General features: G+C 43.5%; 20 protein-coding genes. All 20 read left to right on the forward strand.

Annotated elements, in window-relative coordinates:
* Window positions 1-125 precede the first annotated feature (125 nt).
* The 20 genes from gmk to J8L86_RS09595 all read left to right on the forward strand — a co-directional run bounded on the left by gmk (window position 126) and on the right by J8L86_RS09595 (window position 20,991).
* Window positions 126-749 (forward strand): guanylate kinase, encoded by a 624-nt coding sequence (gene gmk / locus J8L86_RS09500; RefSeq protein WP_055025247.1) that lies wholly within the window; start codon window positions 126-128, stop codon window positions 747-749.
* 61 nt (window positions 750-810) lie between these two features.
* The gene (gene rpoZ / locus J8L86_RS09505; RefSeq protein ID WP_055025248.1) at window positions 811-1,089 is read left to right on the forward strand and encodes a DNA-directed RNA polymerase subunit omega; all 279 of its coding nucleotides are present in this window, start codon (window positions 811-813) and stop codon (window positions 1,087-1,089) included.
* A 13-nt stretch (window positions 1,090-1,102) separates the two neighbouring features.
* Complete coding sequence (gene spoT / locus J8L86_RS09510; RefSeq protein ID WP_055025249.1) at window positions 1,103-3,220, forward strand: bifunctional GTP diphosphokinase/guanosine-3',5'-bis pyrophosphate 3'-pyrophosphohydrolase; 2,118 nt, start codon at window positions 1,103-1,105, stop codon at window positions 3,218-3,220.
* Between the two features lie 113 nt (window positions 3,221-3,333).
* On the forward strand, window positions 3,334-3,717 hold the full coding sequence (locus J8L86_RS09515) for a RidA family protein (protein ID WP_055025250.1): 384 nt from the start codon (window positions 3,334-3,336) through the stop codon (window positions 3,715-3,717).
* A gap of 397 nt (window positions 3,718-4,114) precedes the next feature.
* On the forward strand, window positions 4,115-5,770 hold the full coding sequence (locus J8L86_RS09520; RefSeq protein ID WP_055025251.1) for an AMP-binding protein: 1,656 nt from the start codon (window positions 4,115-4,117) through the stop codon (window positions 5,768-5,770).
* A gap of 199 nt (window positions 5,771-5,969) precedes the next feature.
* Window positions 5,970-6,896: a calcium/sodium antiporter gene (locus J8L86_RS09525; protein ID WP_211030036.1), complete on the forward strand. Its 927-nt coding sequence runs from the start codon at window positions 5,970-5,972 to the stop codon at window positions 6,894-6,896.
* A gap of 219 nt (window positions 6,897-7,115) precedes the next feature.
* The gene (locus tag J8L86_RS09530; RefSeq protein ID WP_211030038.1) at window positions 7,116-7,805 is read left to right on the forward strand and encodes a tetratricopeptide repeat protein; all 690 of its coding nucleotides are present in this window, start codon (window positions 7,116-7,118) and stop codon (window positions 7,803-7,805) included.
* 73 nt (window positions 7,806-7,878) lie between these two features.
* Complete coding sequence (locus J8L86_RS09535; protein WP_247663318.1) at window positions 7,879-9,030, forward strand: sensor histidine kinase; 1,152 nt, start codon at window positions 7,879-7,881, stop codon at window positions 9,028-9,030.
* A 3-nt stretch (window positions 9,031-9,033) separates the two neighbouring features.
* The gene (locus tag J8L86_RS09540) at window positions 9,034-9,654 is read left to right on the forward strand and encodes a response regulator transcription factor (RefSeq protein ID WP_211030039.1); all 621 of its coding nucleotides are present in this window, start codon (window positions 9,034-9,036) and stop codon (window positions 9,652-9,654) included.
* Window positions 9,655-9,861: 207 nt separating this feature from the next.
* Window positions 9,862-11,937: an ATP-dependent DNA helicase RecG gene (gene recG / locus J8L86_RS09545; protein ID WP_211030272.1), complete on the forward strand. Its 2,076-nt coding sequence runs from the start codon at window positions 9,862-9,864 to the stop codon at window positions 11,935-11,937.
* A 133-nt stretch (window positions 11,938-12,070) separates the two neighbouring features.
* Entirely contained in the window at window positions 12,071-12,943 is an 873-nt protein-coding gene (locus J8L86_RS09550; protein WP_211030041.1) for a DUF3014 domain-containing protein, read from the forward strand.
* 265 nt (window positions 12,944-13,208) lie between these two features.
* Window positions 13,209-13,979 carry a beta-ketoacyl synthase chain length factor gene (locus J8L86_RS09555; protein ID WP_211030043.1) on the forward strand — a complete coding sequence of 257 codons (771 nt, stop codon included), beginning with the start codon at window positions 13,209-13,211 and terminating at the stop codon, window positions 13,977-13,979.
* A gap of 18 nt (window positions 13,980-13,997) precedes the next feature.
* Window positions 13,998-14,846, forward strand: coding sequence for a lysophospholipid acyltransferase family protein (locus tag J8L86_RS09560; RefSeq protein WP_211030045.1), 849 nt, complete (start codon window positions 13,998-14,000; stop codon window positions 14,844-14,846).
* 28 nt (window positions 14,847-14,874) lie between these two features.
* On the forward strand, window positions 14,875-15,129 hold the full coding sequence (locus J8L86_RS09565; RefSeq protein WP_055025258.1) for a phosphopantetheine-binding protein: 255 nt from the start codon (window positions 14,875-14,877) through the stop codon (window positions 15,127-15,129).
* An 8-nt stretch (window positions 15,130-15,137) separates the two neighbouring features.
* Window positions 15,138-15,386, forward strand: coding sequence for an acyl carrier protein (locus J8L86_RS09570; RefSeq protein WP_065110114.1), 249 nt, complete (start codon window positions 15,138-15,140; stop codon window positions 15,384-15,386).
* Window positions 15,386-15,937, forward strand: a complete 552-nt coding sequence (locus J8L86_RS09575) for a hypothetical protein (RefSeq protein WP_065110115.1) — start codon at window positions 15,386-15,388, stop codon at window positions 15,935-15,937. Before J8L86_RS09570 ends, J8L86_RS09575 begins: the two co-directional genes overlap by 1 nt.
* Entirely contained in the window at window positions 15,930-17,297 is a 1,368-nt protein-coding gene (locus J8L86_RS09580; RefSeq protein WP_211030047.1) for an AMP-binding protein, read from the forward strand. The genes J8L86_RS09575 and J8L86_RS09580 overlap by 8 nt, the downstream gene beginning before the upstream one ends.
* Window positions 17,290-17,673 carry a thioester dehydrase gene (locus tag J8L86_RS09585; protein WP_211030274.1) on the forward strand — a complete coding sequence of 128 codons (384 nt, stop codon included), beginning with the start codon at window positions 17,290-17,292 and terminating at the stop codon, window positions 17,671-17,673. Before J8L86_RS09580 ends, J8L86_RS09585 begins: the two co-directional genes overlap by 8 nt.
* A complete protein-coding gene (locus J8L86_RS09590; RefSeq protein ID WP_065110117.1) occupies window positions 17,670-19,424 on the forward strand; it encodes a glycosyltransferase family 2 protein in 1,755 nt (584 codons plus the stop codon). The genes J8L86_RS09585 and J8L86_RS09590 overlap by 4 nt, the downstream gene beginning before the upstream one ends.
* Before the next feature lie 4 nt (window positions 19,425-19,428).
* On the forward strand, window positions 19,429-20,991 hold the full coding sequence (locus tag J8L86_RS09595; protein ID WP_211030049.1) for an aromatic amino acid ammonia-lyase: 1,563 nt from the start codon (window positions 19,429-19,431) through the stop codon (window positions 20,989-20,991).

Genomic DNA, 20,991 nt, shown 5'->3' on the forward strand with positions numbered 1-20,991 from the left:
CAACGCAGAATTCTTTGCTATTTTTAGTGCAGATTTTTGCATTTTTCTCTATCACAAATCTCGCAAATTGTATGGCTTTGAGTATAATACTCGGCCTGATAAATAATCTGGTTGGAAATTGCACTATGAGCGCTCGAGGAAATCTATTTATTGTGTCTGCCCCAAGTGGCGCCGGTAAATCTTCACTTATCTCTGCTTTACTAAAAGATAAGCCAAGCGACATGCAAGTGTCTGTGTCTCATACCACCCGTCAGCCTCGCCCAGGTGAAGTGAATGGTCAACATTATCACTTTGTCTCGGTTGAAGAGTTCAAAGCGCTTATTGCTGAAGAATCCTTCTTTGAATGGGCTGAAGTGTTTGGTAACTATTACGGCACATCCCGCACGGTTATTGAACAAACATTAGCAAATGGTATTGATGTATTTTTAGATATTGATTGGCAAGGCGCTGAACAAGTCAAAAAACTCATGCCAGAAGCCATTGGGGTATTTATTTTACCTCCTTCAAGAGCTGAACTTGAACGCCGTTTAACTGGCCGTGGTCAAGACAGCCAAGACGTCATTGACGGACGTATGGCTGAGGCTGTATCAGAAATGTCACACTATAAAGATGCAGATTATATTATTGTAAATGATGATTTTGACGTAGCTTTAGGCGATCTTTGCGCGATCATTCGCAGTCAAAGATCAACCTGTGCTAGTCAGATCCATACTCACAGTGGTATGATTAACGATCTGTTGGCAGATTAATTGTCATAGTGTACAATTTTGCGTCATTTTTTTCCCATAGATAACACTGGAGTTTCACCACATGGCTCGCGTAACTGTAGAAGACGCCGTAGAACAAATCGGCAACCGTTTTGACATGATCCTGGTTGCAGCGCGTCGTGCACGCCAAATCGCTGTGCAAGGTAAAGACCCTATGGTTGAAGAGATGAATGATAAGCCAACGGTTATCGCTCTACGCGAAATCGAATTAGGCTTAGTCACCTCTAACACTTTAGATGCTGACGAACGTCAAACTGTTCGTGAGCGTGAAGCCGCTGAAATTGCTGCTGTTGCAGCAATTGCTGAAGGCCGTACGCTTTAAGGAGTAGCGCCACTTGTATCTGTTTGAAGGTCTTAAGGAGTCTGCGTCAGGTTATTTAGAACCCGCGCAAGTAGAGTTACTCAAGCAGGCGTACATTGTTGCGCGTGATGCCCATGAAGGGCAAATGCGCACAAGTGGCGAACCCTATATTACCCATCCCGTTGCGGTAGCCCGCATTGTGGCTGACATGCGTCTTGATCACGAGACATTAATGGCAGCCCTGCTTCATGACACCATCGAAGATACCCCAGTTACCAAAGAAGAACTCACTGAGTTATTTGGCGTAACCGTGGCTGAACTCGTTGAGGGTGTGTCAAAACTCGACAAAATTAAGTTTCGCGATAAAAAAGAAGCCCAAGCCGAAAACTTCCGCAAGATGATGATGGCAATGACGCAGGATATCCGCGTTATTCTAATCAAGCTTGCTGACAGAACGCATAACATGCGTACTTTGGGTGCATTACGTCCCGACAAGCGTCGTCGTATTGCTCGCGAAACCTTAGAAATTTACGCACCGATCGCCAACCGTCTTGGTATTCATAATATCAAAAGCGAGTTAGAGGATTTAGGTTTCCAAGCCTATTATCCAATGCGCTACCGTGTGCTTAAAGAAGTCGTTAAAGCAGCCCGTGGTAATAGAAAAGAACTGATTAACAGTATTGAAGGTGCGATTACGACTCGTCTTGAAGATGCCGGCATTAAAGGCACAGTCAAAGGTCGTGAGAAAAACCTTTATTCCATCTATCGTAAGATGAGCAATAAAGAACTGCAGTTTCAAGAAGTCATGGATATCTATGCGTTCAGAGTCATGGTCGATTCCATTGATACCTGTTACCGCGTATTAGGTGCCATGCATGGTCTTTACAAGCCGCACCCAGGGCGTTTTAAAGATTATATTGCGATTCCAAAAGCCAATGGTTACCAATCATTGCATACCTCATTATTTGGCCCTCATGCGGTTCCTGTTGAAGTTCAAATTCGTACTGAAGAAATGGACTTAATGGCAGATAAAGGGGTTGCTGCTCATTGGATGTATAAAAGCGGCACCAGTAGTTCGCAACAAAGTACCACTCAAATTCGTGCCCATAAATGGATGCAAAGTCTGCTGGAGCTGCAACAAAGCGCCAGTAGTTCATTCGAGTTTGTGGAAAACGTTAAAACCGAACTCTTCCCAGAAGAAATTTACGTCTTCACGCCTGAAGGTCGTATTTTAGAACTTCCGGTTAACTCGACTGCCGTCGATTTTGCTTACGAAGTGCATACTGATGTGGGTAATACCTGTGTTGGCGCACGTGTAAACCGTCAAGCATACCCACTCAGTCAGCCATTGATTTCCGGTCAAACAGTGGAAATTATTACCGCTAAGGGCGCACGTCCAAATGCCGCTTGGTTAAACTTTGTGGTAACCGGTAAAGCGCGCGGTAAAATCCGTCAAGTACTGAAGAGCTTGACCAGTGACGATGCTGTAGCATTAGGTAAACGCCTATTGAATCATGCCTTGGGTGAAACCAAGCTTGATAGCATTGATGCTGAGCAACTGGATAAGGTCATCTCTGAAACCAAACATGACGATTTAGAGTCACTATTGGCGGATATCGGCTTAGGTAATGCCATGAGCATTGTGATTGCTCAGCGATTACTGGGTAAGAACCTCACGACTAAGAACGAAGATGACGACGATCACGAAGAACATTTAATGCCGATTCGTGGTGCTGAAGGTATGCTTGTTACCTTCGCAAACTGTTGTCGCCCTATTCCAGGTGATGCAGTCGTTGCCCACGTGAGTCCTGGTAAAGGCTTAGTGGTTCACATGGAAAACTGCGCCAATATTCGTGGTTATCAAGGTGAGCCTGATAAATATATTCCAGTACATTGGGATAACGTTGAAGGCGAAACTTACCAAGCTAACTTGCGGGTTGAAATTGTTAACCATCAAGGCGCTCTAGCTAAGATCACCAATATTATCGCTGCGGCAGGCTCAAACATTCATAACTTGAGCACTGAAGAGCGCGATGGCCGTGTTTACCTCATTAACCTACGTATCTCGGTTGATGATCGTGTTCACCTCGCCAATGTCATGCGCCGTATTCGCGTATTGCCAGAAGTCTTGCGCACCTCACGTAATCGCTAGTAAGATTGCTAATCTAACTTTCCTAAGCTGAATGACTCTAACTCTATGAGGCAGCTTAGGTTTGCTTGCATTTTATTTTCAATTTTGAAGTTTTTACTTTCGCAGAGGGCGTCATGGCAGAAAAAATCATTATCGCAACCGATAAAGCTCCACAAGCAATTGGCACATATTCTCAAGCTGTAAAAGTGGGTAGCACTGTTTACCTATCAGGCCAAATTCCGTTAGTCCCAAGCACAATGGAAATGGTCAGCGATGACTTTTCTGCGCAAGTGGTGCAAGTATTCGAAAACTTAACTGCAGTATGTGAAGCCGCTGGCGGCAACATGTCAGATATTGTGAAGCTCAATATCTTCTTAACTGATCTTTCTCACTTTGCAACTGTAAATGACATCATGGCTAAATACTTCAGCCAACCTTACCCTGCACGTGCTGCAATTGGTGTAAAACAGCTTCCAAAAGGCTCTTTAGTCGAAATGGATGGAATAATGGAGATCTAGGTCACAAACCGACTTTTCCTCTACAGGGCGCCAATAGGCGCCCTTTTTATTAGAGCTATTACTCGATAACGGTTCACTTTTCAGCAAAACCTGCTAGTTTATTAGTTGTATTTATTAAAAATTAACAGCTTAAGGTTTGCGCAGGGTTCTATAAATAGCCATACTGATAGCTATCGTGTTCATTATTTTCTCGTTCATTGGGAACCAGTAATGCTCGCCCAGCACAATGTTACATATGTAAGTGTTATTCGCACTTTATGCACATATTTAACCTTATAGGCGAATGTAACTGGTCTGAACTGATTAAATATTCAATGCGATTACAATAGATTATTACGTTAAAGACATTGAAATAAACACGACCTACATTAAAACAAAAAAGAACACGGAATCGTCAATGGAAAATCTAATGAAAACGCCAGTAGAAATGTTGTCGCACTGGGTAGAAACCCAGGGTAATGAAGTCTATTTACGCCAACCTATCAATGGTCAGTACGTTGACTTTACTTGGCGTGAAGTACAACAAAAAGTTCAGCAAGTTGCCGGTGCACTGCGTCATTTAGGCTTAGTACCAGGCGATAAAGTCGCGGTACTTTCTAAAAACTGTGCTGAATGGTTTATCACTGATTTAGCATTAATGCATGGCGGTTATATCAGTGTGCCGATTTACCCAACAGCAAATGCTGAGACTATTCGCTATGTCCTTGAGCACAGTGAAGCTAAAGCCATTTTTACAGGTAAATTAGATTTCTGGGCTGATCAAGAAGCCGGTGTAGGTGGTGAAATCTTACGTCTTGCAATGCCATATGACACCATGCCTTCTCAGTATCACTGGGACAAAATTCTTGAACTTGGCACGCCATTAGTTGATGCGCCGACGCCTACCGCAGAGCAAGTCATGACGCTGATTTATACCTCTGGCTCTACCGGTAAACCTAAAGGCGCAATTCAAACATTTGGTAGCTACGGTTGGACTTGTGAAGCCGTCGTGCGTGATTTAAAAACCAATACCACTGACAGATTATTATCTTACCTGCCATTAGCCCACATTACTGAGCGTGTCGCAATTCAAGGATCATCATTCTACTCAGGTTCTTCGGTCGCCTTTGTTGAAAGCCTAGACTCGTTTGTTGCAGATGTGCAGCGCTGTCGTCCTACGGTGTTTTTCTCGGTGCCACGTTTATGGACACTATTCCAGCTCAATATTATTGAAAAAGCCGGTGAAGCTAAATTGGACTTCCTGCTTAAAGTCCCCATCATTAGCAGCTTAGTTAAACGTAAAATCCAAAAAGGCCTAGGGCTGGAACATTGTCGTTTGCTGGGTTCAGGTTCAGCGCCTATTCCACCAAGCCAGCTTGAGTGGTACCACAAAATCGGCATGAACATTTCTGAAGCTTGGGGCATGACTGAAAACTGTGCTTACTCGATAATTAACTTCCCATTCGATGCCACTAAAATTGGTACAGTGGGGCGCCCAGTCGAAGGTTGTCAAGTGCGCCGTAGTGACGAAGGTGAGCTGATGGTTAAAAGCCCTGGCTTAATGCAAGGCTATTACAAACAAGAAGAAGTCACCAAAGCTTGTTTTGATGAAGATGGTTTTTTCCATACTGGCGATTTATGTGAAATTGATGATGAAGGCTTTATCTCAATTACGGGTCGCGTTAAAGATAACTTCAAAACCTCAAAAGGTAAGTATGTTGCGCCAGTCCCAATTGAGCGTAAGTTAGCTCAAGATTCGCATATTGAATTATTGTGTGTCATTGGTTCGGGTTTACCGCACCCTGTGGCATTGGTTCAATTATCAGAAGGTGCTGCGTTGCAACCTCGTGAAGAAGTACGCTCATCACTCAAGGCGACCTTAGACAGCATTAACCCTAACTTAGAATCACACGAGCATGTTGACGCAATGGTTGTGGTAACAGAGCCTTGGACCATTGAAAATGATGCAATGACACCAACGCTTAAAATTAAACGCCACGTGCTAGAAAAGCAGTTTAGTGCCAAAGTTGATGGTATTCGTGGTGCGAAAATTTGCTGGGAAGATGAAATTTAACCCGCTGTTTGGTTAGACTGATTAAAGCACACCTTATTGGTGTGCTTTTTTGTCCCTGGTATTTGCGAAATAACCCTATGCTATACCTAAGCTATATGAACAAAATTTAACCTCCGGCTCGATAATTTAAATTGCGCAAAACTAAAAAATCACTATGCTTGCCGTCCATTTCGGTTTCAGCCATTTTTGAGAGTGAATCATGCTAATTATGTTGTCGATTATCGGCGGTTTTTTGATTTTAACCCTAGGTGCAGAAGCGCTCGTGCGAGGAGCAAGTCAAATCGCGCTCAAGTTGGGACTTACGCCGCTTATTATCGGTTTAACAATCGTGGCCTTTGGCACCAGCGCCCCTGAGCTTGCAGTGAGTGTTAAATCAGCTATTGCAGGTAATAGCGGAATTGCGTTGGGCAACGTTATCGGCTCAAACATTGCCAATATCGGTTTAATCTTAGGAATAACCGCGCTTATCCGTCCAATAAAAATCGAATCACAAATGGTGCGCCGAGATATCCCTATTATGATTGCGGCCTCATTATTGTTTTGGGGGTTATTACTGGATGGTGGTTTAAGCTTTTTTGATGGCGTCATTCTCACTACGTTGCTTATCAGTTACTTACTATTTAGCTATTTCACAGCAGACAAACAACAAAATGACGACTCTGAAAGTGCAACAAATCAAAGCAACCTCCTTTCAGTACTAATGATTATTGTCGGTATTTCTATGCTGGTCGGTGGCGGCATTTTGTTTGTCGATGGCGCAGTTGCCATGGCAAAGTCGGTAGGTATTAGTGAGGTGGTTATTGGCCTCACCATCGTCGCGATAGGCACCAGTATGCCGGAGCTTGTCACCTCTATTGTGGCAGCACTGAAAGGCGAAAGTGATATAGCGATTGGTAATGTTGTTGGTTCAAACCTATTTAACATTTTAGGGATTTTAGGGGTAACGGCCCTTATCCACCCTATTATCAGTAATGAGATAAGCCAAATAGACTGGGTGGTCATGATCGCATTAGCAGCAGTATTACTGCCCTTTGCTTACACAGGCCTGCGGATTGGTCGCCGAGAAGCTGCTGTTTTAGTCGCCAGCTATTTAGGCTATATCAGTTACTTAGTGATCCAAGCGTAAGTATAAAAACGGTTCAGTCTATTCGATAGGGTCAAACAAAAAACCTAAGACGATAACATCAGGGCTAAACCATAAGCCAGCATGCTAATTCAGTATGCTGGCTTTTTTATTAATGACATTTGTCATTATAAACTGATGACGTTTGTGCCTGCACACATTCACGCCAATATTGAATACTAACTCTGCACTCAACACACACTTGAATAAACGGAGTTAATCATGAAAACATTATTTATTGCCGCTACCTTATCTTTAGTCAGTCAAACCAGTGTCGCAGATATCAGTAGTATTGATGCTGCAGCCAATACCATGAACCTTGAAGCGCTCAATCAAATCAGCCAGCAAAGTGTTGATTATGAACATGCCTATGCCCAATACCGTATTGCAATTACTGCCAATATTTTAGGACAACGTGGTGTCGCAAAACGTGCGCTTACTGATGCACAAGCCACACTTGAAGCAGTTATCAGTCGTGAAGATCATGCTGAATCGATGACATTATTAGCGCAAATCTATGGCATGCAAATCGCTTATGACGGCGCTAAAGCCCAACAATTATCATCTAAAGCAGGCGCTTTATTACAGCAGGCTGAACAATTAAGTCCCGACAACCCTCGAATTGCATTAGTTAAAGCTATGAGTGCATTTTACACGCCTGCGCAATATGGTGGAGGTTACGACAAAGCCAGTGAGTTGGCCTCATTAGCCATTGCACGCTATCAAAACCCTTGTGATGAGATCTGTTGGGGACATGCTGAAGCTTACACTTGGCGAGGTCTTGCCAAACAAGAGCTCGGTCAACAAGACGCTGCAGAGCAGGACTGGCAACAAGCGTTAACCATTAATCCAGACTATGGATGGGCTAACTTCCTGCTAAACCCAACCTCTACAGTGAATGCTAGTCAATAATGCCACGGGGCCTGTTAGCTACTGCTACCCATTGCCGATGGGTTGCAGTATGCTAACTTGCTAAGGAAAGGTTATGAATACTCAAGATACTGCCAATCAGTCTGCTCAAGGAATGGTTCACACGGATATGACCACTAACGAAAACAACCACCCAGAAAAAGCCTACAAGCAAAAAACGGCTTGGGTCTATTTGTTAAACCTCATTTTTTATTTCATACCTATTTGGTTTATGCGTGATGATGTTATGCGTGTAAGCATTAGTCTATTGCTATTAATTCCATTCTTATACGGTTATTTTTGGGCTTATAAAAGTAGCCAAGCAAAAGCCATACACCCTATATCCTTAATGATTTCGACTGCGGTTATCGCCAGTTTATTTACCAGCGGCGGAATTTCATTTTTTAGTTTTGCGGGCTTTTTTATTGGTTTTTTTTACTCATTACGCACCAGCATTATCAGCTTTATCGCCATCAGTATTGGGTTATGGACACTAAACTACCTTGTAGGGTATCCCGCATTTTATTTCCCGCTATACGGCATGTTAATCGTGTTTGTGGTGGGATTATTTGGTGTAGTAGAACATAACAATGAGCGAATTAGACGTCAGCAACGTCAATCAAATGATGAAATTGCCAGTTTAGCGACAGCCCTAGAACGAGAAAGAATTGCTCGAGATCTTCACGATATTATGGGTCACAACTTATCGTCTATCGCCCTTAAAGCGCAGTTAGCGGAAAAACTCGTTGAAGCAGGAAACCTGCCTTTAGCAAAAGAGCATTTGAGTCAATTAGCAGAAATAGCCAGAGACAGCCTTAGTCAAATCAGACAAACAGTATCGGATTATAAACATAAAGGCTTGGCTGACACCTTACAGCAATTAACCGCATCCCTTCGAGAACAAAGCATAGAAGTGAACGTCAACGGCCAATTACCTGAGATGCCCGAGTTATATGAATCACAACTAGGGTTAATGTTTACTGAACTAGTCAATAACATGCTCAAACACGGCACCGCAACTGAATGTTGGTGGCAGTTTAGCCATCAAAACAACACCCTAAACGTACGTTTATCTGATAATTCATCAACACAAGCGATAGTGGAAGGGAATGGACTAAAAGGCATCGCAGAACGGGCTCAGTTGCTCAAAGGCGCATTTAACTATCAAATTACCGATGGTTATCAGTTCACGATTTCATTGCCTCTTTCTACCGATAAGGACAGCTGATTCATGAAAATTTTACTGGCAGAGGATCAAGCTATGGTGAGAGGAGCGCTTTCAGCACTGCTCACTCTTAGCAATGATGAAACCATTGGCCCAGTTGAAGTCACAGAAGCCGAAGACGGCACTCAGGCTATTGCGTTACTCAAACAACACTCGTTTGATTTACTGCTCAGTGACATCGAAATGCCAGGGCATACAGGCCTTGAATTAGCACAATGGCTTAAAGAACAGCATGGTGCAGCACTGCAAACCAAAGTCATTATCTTAACCACCTTTGGTCGAGCCGGTTATATCAAGCGAGCGCTTGGCTGTGGCGTCGATGGCTTTTTATTAAAAGATGCCCCCACAGAAAGTTTATTATCGGCAATCAAGCAGGTCATGGCTGGCAAAAAGGTGATCGATCCAGAGCTTGCAATCAGTGCCATCGGGGATATTGATCCGCTAAATGATAAGGAACGAAAAGCGTTACGATTTGCCAGCGAAGGATTATCTACCAGTGATATTGCCGCGAAGCTGTTCATTGCCGAAGGGACAGTCAGGAATTACTTGTCTGAAGCGATCAGTAAGCTTAATGCCAGTAATCGTATTGATGCTGCCCGTATCGCTAAACAAAAAGGCTGGTTATAGCGTTGCTTAGCTGCCAAAAAGGGGAATATTATTGCCTTGTATTCAAACTCTGCTAAGATAGGCATAAATATCTGTATATATTTACAGTACTATTGTCTCTAGCAAGCATTCTCACTCGATAGTGAACTGTATAACTTATTGGATAACTCTGTTAACCCTTGCTAGCATGATAGCGCCAACACTCGACAATATGAAGGCATTGTGGATTTGCAACCATTGGATCAGGTTCCTATTACCGACTTAAAAGGCGTAGCCAAAAAAGTCGCTGAAAAACTCGATAAGCTGGGCATTAAAACAGTACAAGATGTGCTGTTTCATCTGCCTATGCGCTACGAAGATCGCACCCAAATCTATCCTATTGCGAGTTTATATCCTGCCATGTATGGCACTGTCGAAGCAGAAATCATTTCTACCCAAATTGTCCCTGGCCGCAAACGCATGCTGACCTGCACTATTGCAGACGACACAGGAATGCTAACCCTACGTTTCTTTAACTTTTCAGTTGCCCAACGTAATGGCATGCAAAACGGCGCGATTATTCGCGCTTATGGTGAAATTAAGCGCGGTAAAAGACACTTTGAGATTATTCATCCCGAATACAAGATAATCAAAGAAGGCGAGAATCCAGCATTAAGTGATTCACTGACCCCCATTTACCCTTCAACAGAAGGTCTTAAACAAGCCAGTTGGATTAAACTAACCGAACAAGCTCTGACTCACCTAACTCACGGCGGGTTAACCGAGTTGCTCCCCGCCGAGTTACAGCCCAATAATATGAGTATTAGCCATGCTTTACAGTTAATACATAGACCTCCCAATGACATCGAACAAGCTGACTTGGAGATGGGGATGCATCCTGCTCAGCAGCGGTTAGTACAAGAAGAGTTATTGGCGCACAATTTAAGTATGCTAAAGCTGCGTCAACGTAACAACCTTGATAAAGCTGTCACGCTTTCGGCAACAGGCCAACTACTAAACCCGTTTTTAAAAGCCCTGCCCTTCAAACCCACAGGGGCTCAACAGCGAGTGGGTGCAGACATAAGCCAAGATATTGAGAAACCAACACCAATGATGCGTTTAGTGCAAGGTGATGTCGGTTCAGGAAAAACCTTAGTTGCTGCACTGGCAGCGCTACAAGCCATTGAAAATGGCTACCAAGTGGCGATGATGGCACCCACCGAATTGCTGGCTGAACAACATGCCATTAATTTTGCAGCGTGGTTTGAGCCGCTCGGACTAAAAGTCGGCTGGCTTGCAGGTAAACTAAAAGGCAAGGCAAGGGCTCAATCACTAGCGGATATCGCTGATGGTAGCGCCAATATGGTCATTGGCACCCACGCCATCTTCCAAGAACAAGTCAGTTTTGACAAATTAGCACTGATAATTATCGATGAGCAGCATCGCTTTGGAGTGCATCAACGGTTGGGCCTACGTGAAAAAGGCATTAGCCAAGGTTTTCATCCTCATCAATTGATCATGACAGCCACTCCGATACCTCGCACGTTAGCAATGACAGCTTATGCAGACTTAGAAACCTCTATCATTGATGAGCTACCACCTGGCAGAACGCCTGTCAGTACAGTTGCTGTGAGTGATAATCGCCGTGATGAAGTCATTGAGCGGGTCAAGCAAGCAGCCTTAAACGACAATCGACAAATTTATTGGGTCTGCACCTTAATTGAAGAATCTGAAGTGCTGGAATGCCAAGCTGCTGAAGATACAGCAGAAGAACTCAGTCGTTTATTACCAGAGCTCAATATTGGTCTGGTGCATGGACGAATGAAAAGCGCAGAAAAACAGCAAATAATGGCTCAATTTAAAGCGGGTGAGCTACATTTACTAGTGGCAACCACTGTGATTGAAGTTGGTGTTGATGTACCCAATGCCAGTTTGATGATCATTGAAAACCCCGAAAGGCTGGGCTTAGCGCAATTACACCAATTACGTGGTCGTGTCGGTCGCGGCTCAGTCGTGAGTCATTGCCTACTGCTTTACAAAGCGCCATTGTCGCAAACAGCAACAAAGCGACTTGGTGTATTAAGGTCGAGTAATGACGGTTTTGTTATTGCCCAAAAAGATTTAGAGATCCGCGGCCCAGGTGAAGTGCTCGGCACTCGTCAAACTGGGCTGGCAGAAATGAAAATAGCAGATTTGGTCAGAGACCAGTATTTAATTGAAAACACCCAAAAACTTGCCGCACATGTCATGCGACAAGTACCTGAAAATGTTGATGGCATCATTCACCGTTGGTTAGGTGATCGCCAGCAATACGTACAAGCATAAATTATTGTTAACTTAGGTCTAGTATCACTAGACAAGCGTTAATAATATTGCAGAATGAGTGATGAGCTTGAGGCTAAACAATATTTATCTCGTGTTCAGTTCCACTTTTGATGTTTAAAGCTAAGGAATAGAAATGCAAGTCAATCAAGAAGACAGAACAACACCACAATCGAGCCGTGCAGGTGGCAGCAATGCAGGTGTTATCGGCGTAACCATTGCCGTTATTTTGGCTGGTGCAGGTTATTTCTATTTCACGTCAGAGCCGTCTGAACCTGAGGTGATAGCCCCAACACCAGTACAATTGCCAGAGCCGGTGCCTGAACAGCCCATCGAGCAAGAGCCAATTGAAGAAGTGATTGTTGAACCAGAAGTGGTTGAGCCGACCGAAACCATTCCAACAGAACCTGAAGTGGTCGTTGAACCATTACCAGCACTGACCGAAAGTGATGATTTTGTAGAGCAAAAAACCATTGAAATGGCTGATGGAATGAAAATCGAATCCATCATCCTTAAAAAAGACATTGCTCGCCAGTTTGTGGTATTTGTCGACAACATGGCACAAGGTGAAGTCATTCATAAAGCCAGCCCTTTGAAAGGTCCTAAAGACAGCTTTAGCGTCAGTGAAATTACCGACAAAATCTACTTAAACCCAGACAGCTACCACCGTTATGATCTCTATGCAGACATGATAGCGGGCATGAATGATGAACAGCTAATCAGTACTTTTGAAGAATTATCGCCTTTATTTGACGAAGCATTCGAAGAACTTGGTTATAGTGACATGAGCTTCAATGAACGCATGGTAGAAGCATTTGATGTGATTTTGGCAGCCCCTATTATCGAAGATCCAATTGAGCTGTCATCAATCAGTGTTAACTATTTATTTGTTGACCCTAAACTTGAGTCGCTACCCAACATTCAAAAATTAATGGTGCGCATGGGGCCTGAAAATACCAAGAAAATCAAAGGTGCTGTAAGAAAGCTTAAACAACAGCTAAACAACTAGCTTTGGTAGGTATTTTTAGTACTAGCCAACCTATCGCTGCCAAACCCTAATCTAATAAGAGCAAGTTACTCGATCAGGTTTGCAGTTCAAGCACCCACAAAATAGCGACCTTATGTCGCTATTTTTTGTTTTTGTGATGCTAAATATTACGGTACAATTGCTGACGTTATTAAATTAACAACAAGCTGCCATATTCATAGCGTCCAAACCCTATCGATGTGGCCATCTCAGCAAGGGATACCTGAGTCGTACCAGAGGCAATGTAGTGCAATTAGTATTTGATATTCTTTCATGGGGCGCATGGTCTCTAGACTTTCAAGATAAAGAAAGCTGGCGCCAATGGGCTAATGCTGTCACCCCGACTACAGAAAATAAAACCTCTCCCGCTTTAGCTCACGTGCCAGCCATGCAACGTCGCCGTTTTAGCCGCTTAACTAAAATGATGCTGACTGCAGCCCATGACTGCCAACCCGCAAAACATTGCCGCAGCGTGTTTGCTTCTCGTCATGGCGAACTCACTCGCACACTGGGTTTATTACAAGATATTGTTGATAAAGAAGCGCTTTCTCCATTAGCTTTCAGCCAGTCAGTACACAACACAGCCAGTGGCATTTACGGTATAGTGAGTGGCAATACCGCAGCTTCAACTTCTGTTGCAGCAGGTGAAGAAAGCCTATCCCAAGCCATGATTGAAGTATTTGCGCAGCTAGCTGAAAACCCTGAACCGGTTCTGCTTGTCTTTGGTGACGATCCTGTCCCGCCTATTTACAATCAATACACCCAAGAATATGAATTACCTTTGGCAATGGGCTTATATCTTGCCCCAGCCAACAGCACTGAGCATCAGCGCACTGTTCTAGGTCAATTGACGCTATCAAACGGCAATACATACGAGTCCCAGCCAATCAGTTATGCGCAATTTATTCATGCTATTGCTTCGCAAACTTCGCTAACAGGTCAATTGGCTCATTGGCAGTGGCAATTGACCCCTCAATTAGGTCATGACCACACGACCCAGCGACATGAAAGTCGCTGATATTATAAGTTGCAGAGTATGACGAATAAAAACAGCGCAGTAGAGTTCCCTGAACCCGCCCCTTACTTAACGGGGCTAGCATATGTACCTCGTTGGATAGGTGGCACCTTATGTTATGTTGTTTTTGGTTTAGGTGGACTATTAAGCTCGCTCACTGTTTTACCTATATTACGTTTGTGGCCGGGTACAAAACAGCAACGAATTGCCAGAGTACAAAAAGCGGTCCACATTATGTTTAAAGGTTTTGTGTGGATGCTCAGTGCAACCGGTGTCATTAAAGTCAGTACCAAAACGCTCCCTAGCTTAAGCGAGGCAAAAGGAGTGATAGTGGTGGCTAACCACCCAACCTTAGTTGATGTGGTGGTGTTAATCAGTTTAATGCCCAATGCCGGTTGTATTGTTAAACAAGGATTATGGCGCAACCCCTTTATACGCGGTGTATTAGCATCAGCAGGTTATATTCCTAATCGTGGTGCAGACTTGTTACTAAAAGACTGTCAGCAAGTGTTAGCAACAGATACAAACTTAATTATTTTCCCAGAAGGCACTCGTACCCTTGTGGGAGCTAAAACAAATCCATTTGCACGTGGCGCTGCAAATATCGCATTACGTACACAAACTGATATCATGCCTGTCATACTTCGTATTGATGTGGCCGGACTGACAAAACAGCAACCTTGGTACGAACTACCAAGGCAAACAATCAATATGTCTGTAGAAATGGGCGCACCTTTTGAGTACCTAAGGTATGATGCTAGTCAAAACAATGAAGCTAAAATGGCCAGAGTTCTGACAAGAGAGTTACACCAGTATTACGCTGAGCAACTCACAGCATTACCGCCATTACGCAACATGAGCAAACATTAATTACACCAATCACAATTAGAATATTAATATGAATTTACACAACGAAATTAAGCAGCTCATTATTGACTGCCTCGACTTAGAAGATGTCAGTATCGACGATATTGAAACTGACGCACCACTATTTGGTGAAGGCTTAGGATTAGACTCAATCGATGCGCTTGAGCTAGGTTTAGCAATTAAAAAGCAATTCGATATCAAAATAGAAGCTAACTCTGAAGCAACTAAAGCACACTTTTACAGCGTAGCAAGCTTAGCTAGCTTTATTGAATCACAGCGTTCTTAGGAGTCATCATGGAAAATCGTGATCAAATCCTAGACATGTTGACGCAAATTTTAGTCGATGATTTTGAAATTGAAGCAGAAGATATCACCTTAGATGCTTCACTTTATGAAGCACTTGATTTAGACAGTATTGATGCTGTGGATTTAGTGATAAAGCTTCAACAAATGACCGGAAAAAAGATTCAACCAGAGCAATTTAAAACAGTGCGTACAGTTGAAGATGTCGTTAATGCGATTGAAGGTTTAATGAAAGATTAATGGTGCTAGTACTGCAAATTATCACCGCCATCGCACTTATTTGCTACCCGATAGCGGTGTATTTAGGTTTGCAGTTCTTACCACCAGGCACAATAGCATTACTACTTTGTGCTGTATTAATTGCGCGACTTGCGCTGAGTAAGCAACAACTTAAGTCTATGGCGCTGCCGCTACTGGTGGGCATTGGACTCACAGCGGCGAGCTTTATTGCTAAACGCAATGATTGGTTACTGTTCTACCCAGTGGTGATAAACCTCACCATGCTAGGGCTATTTAGTTACTCACTAAAACAAGGCCCAAGTATGATTGAACGTTTGGCCAGATTAAAAGAACCAGATTTACCTGATTCGGCCATTGGTTATTTAAATAATGTCACCCGTTTATGGTGTGGATTATTTATCATCAATGGCAGTTTCGCGCTCTACACTGCACAGTTTGCCTCGCTTGAATGGTGGACGCTTTATAATGGATTCATTGCCTATATCCTCATGGGTTTATTACTCGGTGGAGAATGGTTATATCGCAAATTTTGGTTGAAAAAACATGAATAACTTGCTGATAAACTGGCTACATAATGGCCCTAAAACGCAACAATTAATTAGTTTCAATCATCATGACATTGTGACGGGTTCACTGTTTACAGCCCATGTTGCCCATCTATTTGAACAACTTAATGCCAGCCCAATCAAACGTTGGTTACTCGCAGCTGAAACCAGTGATTTATTTGCTGCTGGCATGTGTGCAGCCTTGCTTGCAGGTAAGCAAGTGGTTTTGCCCGCTAATATCCAAGGTGGCACGCTAACTGAGCTAAACCATGCCTTTGATGGGGTAATTTCAGATCAGCCTCTTAGTGAAGTTAAGCAATTTATTTTGCTTAAAAAAGAGCTCGGCCTTGCCAATAAATCTTGGCCTGAAACCAGCCAAATTGGCGAGTTAGTTTTATTCACATCAGGGAGTAGCGGCGAACCTAAAGCCATTGCAAAGTCAATTGAACAACTGGATGCTGAAGTCAGCATTTTAGAACAAACCTTTGCATCTCGACTGCCACAGTGCAGCGTTATTTCTACCGTTTCACATCAACATATTTATGGTTTGTTATTCAAAATATTGTGGCCTTTAGCTGCAAGTCGTCCGTTTTTAAGTGATCTCGTTGAATACCCTGAAACCTTAAGTTACTACATCGCCTTAATGCCGAACTTATGCTTGATAAGTAGCCCTGCCCAATTATCACGCTTGCCAGAAGCTTTAGAGTTTGAACAACAACAGTTAGCACCAAGTCTGATTTTCAGTTCAGGTGGCCCTTTGTCATACGATGCCTCTCAGCACATTCATACCTGCTATGGTCAGTTCCCTATAGAGGTCTTTGGCAGCACAGAAACTGGCGGTATTGCCTATCGACGTCAAATGGAGCCAAACAGAACTTGGCTTCCTTTCAGCTGCGTTGAGATATGTGAGAATGATGAAGATGGCGCATTGATGCTCAAATCACCTTATTTACCTGCCAGTAATGGATGGATGAAGTGTGATGACAAGATTGAATTAGCTGAAGATGGCCGTTTTACCTTGTTACACCGACTCGACCGCATCGTAAAGGTGGAAGAAAAACGTTTATCTCTAGCGCAAATGGAAGGCTTGCTCTGCACTCATCCGTTTGTGAAAGAAGCTGCAGTGATTCAGCTAACCGAGCCAAGAATCATGCTAGGTGCGGCAATTTGCTTATCTGAAGAAGGATTAGAGCAGCTTGATGATGCCGGTAAATTAAGTGTCAATAATCACCTTAAAAAGCATCTATTAAGTCAGTTCGAACGAGTCACGTTACCACGCCGCTGGCGCTATCCTGATACATTACCGCTTAACGCACAGGGTAAGCGTGTACAAACCGATCTATTAGCAGTATTCAATGATGATTAAATCAGCGTTACCCCAAATATTAGCGCAACACAGCAATGAAGATGAGATCTGTTGGCGGATCTTTGTGTCTGCCGAGTTAGATTATTTTAAAGGCCACTTTGAAGAACAAGCCGTATTACCTGGCGTCACCCAACTTGATTGGGCAATTCAGCTTGGCTGCCAAGCATTTGGTTACGAGCCTACCGTTGCCACGCTAGAAGTGCTTAAGTTTCAACAATTAATGTTACCTGATACTGAAGTTGAGCTATTCATTAGCCACAATGCCGCCAAGTCAAAATTAACCTTTAGTTACCGTGATGGTGACAAACGGTATGCTTCAGGCCGCATCGCATTAGCTTTGGCCTCTGCAACATGCAATAGGGATGGCCAATCATGAAACTGGCTCTGATTATTCCCAATTATAATCATCAACAAGCCATTGCTGACACATTAATCGCTTTAGCACCTATAGGCTTACCTTGTTATTTAGTTAACGATGGTAGTAATGATGAAACGCGTTATTTATTGCAATCATTAGCAGATAAGTATGATTGGGTAACCTTACTAACGCATCCCTTTAATCGAGGTAAAGGCGCAGCAGTCACCACAGGTCTGCGGGCAGCTTATGCAGATGGCTATAGCCATGCTTTGCAAATTGATGCCGACGGTCAGCACTGTCTAGATGATATTCCAGCCATGATTGAAGCCGCATCAGAACAGCCTCTTGCGTTGATTTCAGGCAAACCCGAATATGATGAGTCAGTTCCTAAAGGGCGTTTATATGGCCGTTATATCACCCACTTTTGGGTGTGGGTTGAGACCCTAAGTTTTGATATTCAAGACTCAATGTGCGGTTTTAGGGTTTACCCTCTTGCTGCTACAGAGCAGTTATTTAAACAGCAAGCGCTAGGCGAGCGCATGGACTTTGATATTGAAATTATGGTCAAGCTGCACTGGCAAGGTGTACCAATCAAGCATATTTCTACCAAGGTGATTTACCCTGAAGATGGCATTAGTCACTTTCAAGGTATTAAAGATAATGTCCGCATTTCAGCAATGCATACCGGCTTATTTTTCGGGATGCTAAAACGTTTGCCGCAAATTCTGTCAAAAAAAAACGCTAATAAACACTGGTCAGCTATGGGTGAGCGTGGCAGTTATTGGGGCATTAAGCTCATTGCTGACAGCTATCGTTTAGGCGGTCATTGGCTTTGTAGAGCAATCATGTACCCTGTGATTTGCTACTTCTTCCTTACTGGCGTAACCGCAAGAAACGCCTCCATGGACTTTTTACGTCGAGTTAAGCGTAAACATCCGCAGCATGAACAATTATCTGATCCTGTTACATGGCGAGACAGCCTGAAGCACTTTTTTGCTTTTGGAAATGCGGCACTGGATAGAATCGATGCATGGTGCGATCGTATTAAACTGGCACAGGTAGACTTTCCTGACAGACACGTTTTAGCAGACCAAGTGGCATCTGGCCAAGGTGCAGTATTATTGGTGTCTCACTTAGGTAACCTTGAACTTTGCCGTGCGATCTCAATCCACCAGCAACAAGTCAAAGTCAATGTTATGGTGCTGACCAGTCATGCAGAAAACTTTAATAACGTGCTAAAACAATTAAACCCAAATAGTGGTTTAAATCTGATTCAAGTCAATGAATTGGGACCAAGCACGGCGATGCTATTACAAGACAAAATTGCCGCTGGAGAATTAGTCGTTATCGCAGCAGACCGCACCTCATCTGATACTGCAGGTCGCGTTTTTTATAACGACTTTATTGATCAACAAGCCGCATTCCCACAAGGCCCCTTTATTCTAGCAGGGCTACTTGATTGTCCGGTTTACACTATGTTTTGTTTACAAGAGCATGGTCGTTATCGTGTCCATGTCGAACACTTGTCAGACAGTTTAAAAGGGCCTCGTAAAGGACGAACAGAGCGATTAGCTGACGCGGCGACAGAATATAGCCGCCGACTTGAGCACTTTGCAACACAACAACCATTGCAATGGTTTAATTTTTACGATTTTTGGCGCCGTGATGAAGACTCCCAAAGAGATTCAGGCCCCACAGAAGTGACACCTTCGACTGAGCTGTCGTCGCCCTCACATTCAAGCAATCCCAATTTCAAGCAGGAACAGTAATACCATGAGCCAATCAACCACTTCTTCAGCTGCAACTTTGGCAACGGTCGCTTTCGGTCAGCAATCTATTAGCTTAGAGCAAGTTGTCAGTGTCGCAAAAGGCGCACCAGTAAAGCTAAATGATAGCCAGCAATACCAAGAGTACATTCAAAAAGGCGCACGCTTTATTGATAGTCTCTTACATGAAGAAGGTGTGGTTTACGGGGTAACAACCGGTTATGGCGACTCATGTACTGTGACAGTCGGATTAGATTTAGTCCACGAGCTACCGCTGCATTTATCACGTTTTCACGGCTGTGGTTTAGGAGATATATTCTCGCCAATGCAGTCGCGTGCCATTATGGCTTGTCGTCTCAATTCCTTGGCTGTTGGTAAATCAGGTGTCACTTACGAGTTATTACAGCGTATTGAGCTACTACTGAATTTAGACATTTGCCCAGTAATACCAGAAGAAGGATCGGTAGGTGCAAGTGGTGATTTAACCCCGTTATCTTATTTAGCAGCCGTTTTAGTCGGTGAGCGAGAAGTGACATATCAAGGTCAACGTCGCGCTACAAAAGACGTATACGCTGAGCTAAATATTGTGCCATTAACCCTTCGTCCAAAAGAAGGTTTAGCCTTAATGAATGGCACTGCGGTTATGACGGCTTTAGCTTGTTTAGCGTATGACCGAGCTCAGTACTTGGCACGATTATCAAGTCGTATCACTGCCATGGCATCATTAACGCTCAAAGGAAACTCGAACCACTTTGATGATATTTTATTTGACGCTAAGCCTCATCCAGGCCAAAACCAAATTGCCACCTGGATTCGTGAAGACTTAAATCACCATACCCATCCAAGAAACTCTGACAGACTGCAAGATCGCTACTCGATTCGCTGTGCTCCACATATTATTGGCGTACTACAAGATGCATTACCTTTTATGCGTCAGTTTATTGAAACTGAATTAAACAGTGCTAATGACAACCCGATTGTCGATGGTGAAGGAGAGCATATTCTTCACGGTGGTCATTTCTATGGTGGCCACATAGCCTTTGTCATGGATTCAATGAAAAATACTGTTGCTAATTTAGCTGATTTAATTGACCGTCAAATGGCCTTAGTCATGGATCCTAAATTCAACAATGGGTTACCTGCTAATTTATCTGCAGCAACTGGCGCACGACAATCCATTAACCATGGCTTTAAAGCAGTACAAATTGGCGTATCCGCTTGGACTGCAGAGGCACTTAAAAATACCATGCCAGCCAGTGTTTTTTCACGCTCAACTGAATGCCACAACCAAGACAAAGTCAGTATGGGCACCATTGCAGCTCGAGACTGTATGCGAGTATTACAGTTGACTGAACAAGTCGCAGCTGCTGCACTGCTCGCGATGACTCAAGGTATTCACCTGCGAATTGCTCAACAAGAGTTGGCAGAAGAATCATTAACCCCTTCTTTGGCGAAAACCGTTCAGCAAGTCAGTGCAGACTTTGAGTTATTAACCGAAGATCGCCCACTTGAAGCCGTTTTACGTCAAACTGTTAGCAAGATTCAGCTTGGTGAGTGGGAGGTCTGTTAA

Source organism: Shewanella sp. MMG014 (genome assembly GCF_018100775.1).
Lineage (GTDB): Bacteria > Pseudomonadota > Gammaproteobacteria > Enterobacterales > Shewanellaceae > Shewanella > Shewanella japonica.

Excerpts from the sequence above, each read along its gene's own strand:
- gmk (WP_055025247.1), top strand. The coding sequence starts at position 126 with ATGAGCGCTCGAGGAAATCTATTTATTGTGTCTGCCCCAAGTGGCGCC.
- rpoZ (WP_055025248.1), top strand. The coding sequence starts at position 811 with ATGGCTCGCGTAACTGTAGAAGACGCCGTAGAACAAATCGGCAACCGT.
- J8L86_RS09515 (WP_055025250.1), top strand. The coding sequence starts at position 3,334 with ATGGCAGAAAAAATCATTATCGCAACCGATAAAGCTCCACAAGCAATT.
- J8L86_RS09520 (WP_055025251.1), top strand. The coding sequence starts at position 4,115 with ATGGAAAATCTAATGAAAACGCCAGTAGAAATGTTGTCGCACTGGGTA.
- J8L86_RS09525 (WP_211030036.1), top strand. The coding sequence starts at position 5,970 with ATGCTAATTATGTTGTCGATTATCGGCGGTTTTTTGATTTTAACCCTA.
- J8L86_RS09530 (WP_211030038.1), top strand. The coding sequence starts at position 7,116 with ATGAAAACATTATTTATTGCCGCTACCTTATCTTTAGTCAGTCAAACC.
- J8L86_RS09535 (WP_247663318.1), top strand. The coding sequence starts at position 7,879 with ATGAATACTCAAGATACTGCCAATCAGTCTGCTCAAGGAATGGTTCAC.
- J8L86_RS09540 (WP_211030039.1), top strand. The coding sequence starts at position 9,034 with ATGAAAATTTTACTGGCAGAGGATCAAGCTATGGTGAGAGGAGCGCTT.
- J8L86_RS09550 (WP_211030041.1), top strand. The coding sequence starts at position 12,071 with ATGCAAGTCAATCAAGAAGACAGAACAACACCACAATCGAGCCGTGCA.
- J8L86_RS09560 (WP_211030045.1), top strand. The coding sequence starts at position 13,998 with ATGACGAATAAAAACAGCGCAGTAGAGTTCCCTGAACCCGCCCCTTAC.
- J8L86_RS09565 (WP_055025258.1), top strand. The coding sequence starts at position 14,875 with ATGAATTTACACAACGAAATTAAGCAGCTCATTATTGACTGCCTCGAC.
- J8L86_RS09570 (WP_065110114.1), top strand. The coding sequence starts at position 15,138 with ATGGAAAATCGTGATCAAATCCTAGACATGTTGACGCAAATTTTAGTC.
- J8L86_RS09575 (WP_065110115.1), top strand. The coding sequence starts at position 15,386 with ATGGTGCTAGTACTGCAAATTATCACCGCCATCGCACTTATTTGCTAC.
- J8L86_RS09580 (WP_211030047.1), top strand. The coding sequence starts at position 15,930 with ATGAATAACTTGCTGATAAACTGGCTACATAATGGCCCTAAAACGCAA.
- J8L86_RS09585 (WP_211030274.1), top strand. The coding sequence starts at position 17,290 with ATGATTAAATCAGCGTTACCCCAAATATTAGCGCAACACAGCAATGAA.
- J8L86_RS09590 (WP_065110117.1), top strand. The coding sequence starts at position 17,670 with ATGAAACTGGCTCTGATTATTCCCAATTATAATCATCAACAAGCCATT.
- J8L86_RS09595 (WP_211030049.1), top strand. The coding sequence starts at position 19,429 with ATGAGCCAATCAACCACTTCTTCAGCTGCAACTTTGGCAACGGTCGCT.